The sequence below is a fragment of the Methylibium sp. T29 genome (assembly GCF_000576205.1).
GTDB lineage: Bacteria > Pseudomonadota > Gammaproteobacteria > Burkholderiales > Burkholderiaceae_C > Methylibium > Methylibium petroleiphilum.
Window position 1 is genome coordinate 1 of the sequence record NZ_AZND01000210.1, and the last position, 5850, is coordinate 5850.

The window sequence follows — 5850 nt, forward strand, 5'->3', positions numbered from 1 at the left end:
GCAGCCCGCCGGCGTGCCGGCCCGGGTGAGCGGCACGGTGCGCCTGGCGCCGTCGCTGAAGGACCGCGTGGCCCCCGAAGACACGCTGTTCGTGTTCGCGCGGGCGGCCGGCGAAGGCGCTTCTCGCATGCCGCTCGCCATCCTGCGCCGCCAGGCGAAGGACCTGCCGCTGCAGTTCACGCTCGACGACAGCCTGTCCATGTCGCCGGCGGCCCGGCTCTCGGGTGCGACCCAGGTGGTGGTCGGCGCCCGCCTGTCGCGCAGCGGCGATGCGATGCCGCAGCCGGGCGACCTGCAGGGCCTGTCGGCCGCCGTGGCCGTGGGGACGACCGGGCTGCAGATCGAGATCGGCGAGCCGGCCGCGAAGTAGGCCCAGCGGGGGCGAGCAGCGCATCGCGCCACCCCGGCCCCACTCAGAGCCGGCTGGCCTCGAAGGTGTTGCAGTCGGCGATGCGACCGGTCTGCATGCCGCGCTTGAACCAGCTCACGCGCTGTGCACTGCTGCCGTGGGTGAAGCTCTCGGGCACGATCTGCCCCTGGCTGCGCCGCTGCAGCGTGTCGTCGCCGATCTGCGAGGCCGCGTTCAGCGCCTCGTCGATGTCGCCCTGCTCCAGCCACTGCCGCGCCTGCTGCGAGCGGTTGGCCCACACGCCGGCGAAGCAGTCGGCCTGCAGTTCCAGGCGCACGCTCATCGCGTTGGCCTGGGCCTCGCTGCCGCCGCGCCGCGCCGCTTCCACCTTCTCGCTGATGCCCAGCAGCTGCTGCACGTGGTGGCCGACCTCGTGCGCGATCACATAGGCCTGCGCGAAATCGCCGGGCGCGCCGAGGCGCTGGTGCAGCGTGTCGAAGAACTGGAGGTCGATGTAGACCTGCTGGTCGCCGGGACAGTAGAACGGGCCCATCGCACTCTGGCCCGTGCCGCAGGCGGTGGCCGTGGCACCGCGGAACAGCACCAGCTTGGGCCGCACGTATTGCGCCTGGCCGCTGCGGAAGACCTCGGTCCACACGTCCTCGGTGCTGCGCAGCACCACGGAGACGAAGCGCGCCTGCGCGTCGTCGGCCGGTGGGGCCGGGGCCGGGCCGGTGGAGACCTGCGCCGTGGGTGCGCCCCCGCCACCGCTCAGGATGCCGAGCACGGTGAGCGGTTGATGCCGAAGATCCAGCCCGCCACCAGCACGATGACGATGGTGCCGACACCGATGCCGCGGCCACCGATCGGCAGTCCGCCGCGCCCGCCGCCGCCCATGCCGCGGCGGTCCTCGACGTTGTCACTCTGTTCCTGGCCTTCCCACTTCATGACGCCCCTCCCCGGAAGCCGAACGATGCGGTCCATGGTACTGCCGGGCGCCGCGCTTTCTCGCTGAGCCAGGGAGCGATCTCGGGGAAGGACAGCAGCAGGCGCGGCCGCGCGTCGGCGGCGGCGGCCTCAGTGCGACAGGCCGTCGTCGGCGTGCATGCGGCGGAACAGGTCGAGCGCGAGTTCGCGCAGGATCTGGTTGGCGCTGCTGTGGGCGAAGGCCAGGCGCTCGTGTGCGTAGACGCGGTCGAACAGCATGCGGGCGGCGTGCACCGGCCAGCCCTCCTCGGCCATCAGCGCCCGGAAGCGCGACAGCGTCCACACATCGACCGCCAGCGGGGTCTGCGAAGCCTTCACGCCCAGGCGGGTGCAGGCGATGTCGTCGATCGACGCGAAGCCGGTGTCGTCGAACTCGGTGAGCAACTCGGCCGGCATCGTCGGCAGGTCGTGATAGTCGGCAGGCAGGTCGCGCGGGTTCATGAGTCGGCTCCGGGGCCATCGTGGATGGCATTTCGATGTCATGAGCTTAGGGGCGCCGCACATCCGCAATGCCGCGAATACACCGCCGAAGCCTCCGCAGTTGAGCGCTTGCTGCGTGGAGCGGTAGTGGCGTGTCAGGCAACTTCCTACAGTCCGTTCGCCGCCGATCAGGCTGAGCGCTGCTGACCAGGGCGCCGGGTGAACGGCTGCGTTCGTGTCCCCCGTGCCGGGCTCACGCCCGGCCCTCCTCCTCTACCTCACTTCGCCATTCACCCGACGCCCTGGTCGCACGCACCACCGCGGCGTACGAAGGTCTTTTGACCGTGGCAATCCACGGTGTATCGAAGCGCCGTGACGGGCCGCTGTGTGGAGCGAGGTAAAGGAGGAGCGGTCGGCCCGCAGGGCGGACCGCGGGGGACACGAGCGCAACACAGCGGCCCGGCGCGGCGCCCGCGCCACGGCGCCACGGCGCCACCAACGCTAGGTCTTGGGCAAAGTCACGCCCCGCTGCCCCTGGTACTTGCCGCCGCGGTCCTTGTAGCTGGTCTCGCAGACCTCGTCGCTCTCGAAGAACAGCACCTGTGCGCAGCCCTCGCCCGCGTAGATCTTGGCCGGCAGCGGCGTGGTGTTGCTGAACTCCAGCGTCACGTAGCCCTCCCATTCCGGCTCGAAGGGCGTGACGTTGACGATGATCCCGCAGCGCGCGTAGGTGCTCTTGCCCAGGCAGATGGTCAGCACGTTGCGCGGGATGCGGAAGTACTCGACCGTGCGCGCCAGTGCGAAGCTGTTGGGCGGGATGATGCAGACCTCGGCGTCGATGTCGACGAAGCTCTTCTCGTCGAAGGCCTTCGGATCGACCACCGTGCTGTAGATGTTGGTGAAGACCTTGAATTCCGGCGCGCAGCGGATGTCGTAGCCGTAGCTGCTGGTGCCGTAGCTGACGATGCGGTGGCCATCGGGGGCGTTGCGCACCTGGCCGGGCTCGAAGGGCTCGATCATTCCGTGCTGCTCGGCCATGCGCCGGATCCACTTGTCGCTCTTGATGCTCATCGCGGTGCTTCTTCCTGCAAGAAGCCCGGATTCTAGGCAGCCCGGCTCCCGCCCTCCCCGGCCGGCGGCACGGCAGGGGGCCGCGCCAGCGACGGATCGCCGTCGAAGCGCTCGAAGCCGCTGTAGCAGAAGAAGTGCCGGTTGGTGGCGCGGCCGAACAGCGCCAGGCCGAGCCGCGTGGCCAGTTCGTGGCCCATCTGCGTGATGCCGGAGCGCGAGACGATGATGGGCACGCCCATCTGCGCCGACTTGATGACCATCTCGCTGGTCAGGCGACCGGTGGTGTAGAAGGCCTTGTCGGCCCCGCCCAGACCGCGCAGCCACATCCAGCCGGCCAGCGTGTCGATCGCGTTGTGGCGGCCCACGTCCTCCACGAAGAGCTCGAGCCGCGCGTCGTCGCCGGCCAGCGTGAAGAGCGCGCAGCCGTGCACCGAGCCGGCCGACTTGTAGGTGCTCTCCTGGCGGCGCACCGCATCGAGCAGCGCCACCAGCGCGCGCTGGCTGATGCGGGCGGCCTGCGGGTCCGGCAGGACCAGCGTGTCGAGCTCGTCCATCAGGCTGCCGAATACCGTGCCCTGACCGCAGCCGGTGGTGACCACGCGCCGGGCGGTCTTGCGGTCGAAATCCTCGATGCCGGCGCGCGTCTTCACCGCGGCGGCGCCCACGTCCCAGTCGACCGTGACCGAGTCGATGTCGTGCATCGAGTCGACCAGGCGCTGGTTGCGCAGGTAGCCGAGCACCAGCAGTTCGGGTTCGGCGCCCAGCGTCATCAGCGTGACGAGCTCTCGCTTGTCGACGAACACCGTCAACGGGCGCTCGGCCGGGATCTGGATCGTCTCGCGCTGGCCGTGCTCGTCGAGCACGTCGACGCTGCGGGTCAGCGCTGCCTGAGCGCGGCTCAATCGAGGCAGCGGCGGGTCCTGATCGTTCATGCCCGCAGTGTGGCCCGAAACGAGCGCGGCCCGCTCGACCGGGCGGAGGAACGCGCCGTCACCGGACCGTGATGCGCACCGAGGCGCTCATCGCTTCCCCGTAGGACTGGTGGAGGCCGTCCGCGAACTGCATCTTCAGCACATGGCTGCCGGGCGCCAGCTGGACCTCGGTCTCCGTCTGGCCCTTGCCGAAGTGCAAGTGGCTGCCGTCCGCCGGAATCACGTTGCCCTGCCCCGGACCCGCGGTATCGATCAGCAGGTGGTGGTGCCCGGTGCCCTCCGCGAGCTCGCCGGCCGGCCGGACCGTCATGCCCTTGAGACCGAACTTCACCTTCACCGGGCTGCTGACGGTGCTGCCGTCGACGGGCTCGATGAAGTACACGCCCTGTGCGGCGCTCGGTGGCGTGTTGCCGCCGGGAGGGGGCTTGCTGACGCAGGCCGACAGCGCGACGGCGGAAACCAGGAACAAGGCGAACCGGTAGGACATCGCAGACTCCTTCACGACGACGCGCCCGTGCCGGGCGTCAGGCTCACCGCCCTGCTACTTCTTCGGCGTCCCGGTCTGCTCTGCCGAGGTCGCCTTGCCGCTGGGCGGGGTGGTCGCCGTCTTGGCCGGCGAGTGCGCTCCGGCGGCCTCGAGCGGCGGCGTGGCGGCGGTCGCGGCCACCTGGTAGGGCCCGGGATCGGTGCAGGCCGGCGTGGCGATCGATGGCTTGGTCTCCTTGCCCGCCGCCTTGGCCTCCTGGGCGTAACGAGCGGCTACGCGATCCATCGACTTGCAGAGCTGGAAGGCCGCCACCTTGTCGGACCAGGCGGTCTTTGCCTTGGCCTCGTCGGCCTTGGCCTTGGCTTCGGGCGTGGGTGCGGGGAGCTTGGCGTGAGCGGCCGGCAGCAGGGCCAGGCCGAGCACGGCGCACAGCGCCGCGGCCACGCAGCGCGGGCCCGGGGTGGGTCGGTTCATCATCAGCATCGTCTCGCTCCCGTTCAGGACTGCACGGCCGCGCCCTGCGTGCCGGCCGCCGGTGTCGGCGACGGCGTGCGCTGCGCGGGGATCTTCCCGGCCTGGATGTCGTCGTACCAGAGTTCGTGGTGTTCGCGTGCCCAGGCGGCGTCGACCTGGCCGTCGCGCATCGCGCGGTAGGCGCCCTTCATGCCGATGGTGCCGAGGTAGATGTGGCCGAGGAACATCGCCATCATCAGCACCGTGGCCACGGCGTGGATCATGTGGGCGATCTGCATGTCGCCGCGCGTGTAGGCGAGGCCGGGGATGAGCTTGTCGAGCACCAGGCCCGAGCCCACCACCACGATGCCCAGCGCAAACACGCCGCCCCAGAAGATGAGCTTCTCGCCCGCGTTGAAGCGGTGCGAAGGCACGTGGGCGCCGTTGAACAGGCCACCGCCCTTGGCCAGCCACAACAGGTCTTCCTTGCGTGGCAGGTTGTCGCGCACGAAGGTGAAGAACACGATCACCAGCGAGACCGCGAACACCGGTCCGGCGAAGTTGTGCAGGTTCTTCAGCCATAGGCCAGCCAGCCGAACAGCGTGCCGCCGATCACCGGCAGCAGGAAGAACTTGCCGAACGCCATCACCACGCCCGACACCGCGAGCGCCACGAAGGCCACCGCATTGCTCCAGTGCGCGGCACGCTCGAAGTAGGTGAAACGCTCAATCTTGCGGCCCGTATCCGGCGCGTGCACGCCGATCGGACCCTTGGCCAGAAAGAACAGGCCGATCGCCACCACCACGATCAGCAGCAGCGCGCCGCCGTAGGGAATGATCCAGCGGTTGCGCACCTCACGCCAGGCCTCGCCCGCCGTCGTGAAGCGCGAGCCGGGGTACTGCACGAACTGCTGGATCAGCACACCCTTCTCGGCGCCCGGCAGGTTGCTGATGCCCGGTTGCTGCCCCGACTCGCGCACCGCACGCCAGAACGGCGCGTTGTTGTAGGGCTGGGTCTTGGCGCGCTGGGCGTTGGTCTCGTTCGCGTCGGGCAGCGCCAGGGCCGCCGCGCTGGCGGCCGGGGCGGTCGGTGCGGCCTGTGCAACAGGCGACACGGCCGGGTCGGCGACCGGGGTGCCCTGCGCCACCGCC

The 5850-nt window shown here is 70.2% G+C and carries 5 protein-coding genes and 3 pseudogenes; 1 reads left to right on the forward strand and 7 read right to left on the reverse strand.

The genetic code is table 11. The features are described from left to right. A pseudogene (locus x551_RS25900) lies at positions 1–370 on the forward strand (c-type cytochrome biogenesis protein CcmI); the annotation flags it as partial. Between the two features lie 43 nt (positions 371–413). Here the strand turns inward: x551_RS25900 and x551_RS17555 are convergent. The 7 genes and pseudogenes from x551_RS17555 to x551_RS17585 form a co-directional block, all read right to left on the reverse strand. Next, positions 414–1297 (reverse strand): annotated as a pseudogene (locus x551_RS17555) (neutral zinc metallopeptidase). 129 nt (positions 1298–1426) lie between these two features. After that, positions 1427–1777 carry a hypothetical protein gene (locus tag x551_RS17560; RefSeq protein ID WP_011828805.1) on the reverse strand — a complete coding sequence of 117 codons (351 nt, stop codon included), beginning with the start codon at positions 1775–1777 and terminating at the stop codon, positions 1427–1429. Between the two features lie 480 nt (positions 1778–2257). Further along, the gene (gene dcd / locus x551_RS17565; RefSeq protein WP_036234456.1) at positions 2258–2827 is read right to left on the reverse strand and encodes a dCTP deaminase; all 570 of its coding nucleotides are present in this window, start codon (positions 2825–2827) and stop codon (positions 2258–2260) included. Between the two features lie 32 nt (positions 2828–2859). Then, positions 2860–3759 (reverse strand): formate dehydrogenase accessory sulfurtransferase FdhD, encoded by a 900-nt coding sequence (locus x551_RS17570; protein WP_036234458.1) that lies wholly within the window; start codon positions 3757–3759, stop codon positions 2860–2862. A 58-nt stretch (positions 3760–3817) separates the two neighbouring features. Continuing rightward, positions 3818–4246 carry a DUF4399 domain-containing protein gene (locus x551_RS17575; protein WP_011828773.1) on the reverse strand — a complete coding sequence of 143 codons (429 nt, stop codon included), beginning with the start codon at positions 4244–4246 and terminating at the stop codon, positions 3818–3820. A 54-nt stretch (positions 4247–4300) separates the two neighbouring features. Then, positions 4301–4720: a hypothetical protein gene (locus tag x551_RS17580; protein WP_036234467.1), complete on the reverse strand. Its 420-nt coding sequence runs from the start codon at positions 4718–4720 to the stop codon at positions 4301–4303. A 23-nt stretch (positions 4721–4743) separates the two neighbouring features. Beyond that, a pseudogene (locus x551_RS17585) lies at positions 4744–5846 on the reverse strand (formate dehydrogenase subunit gamma). Between the last annotated feature and the right edge of the window lie 4 nt (positions 5847–5850).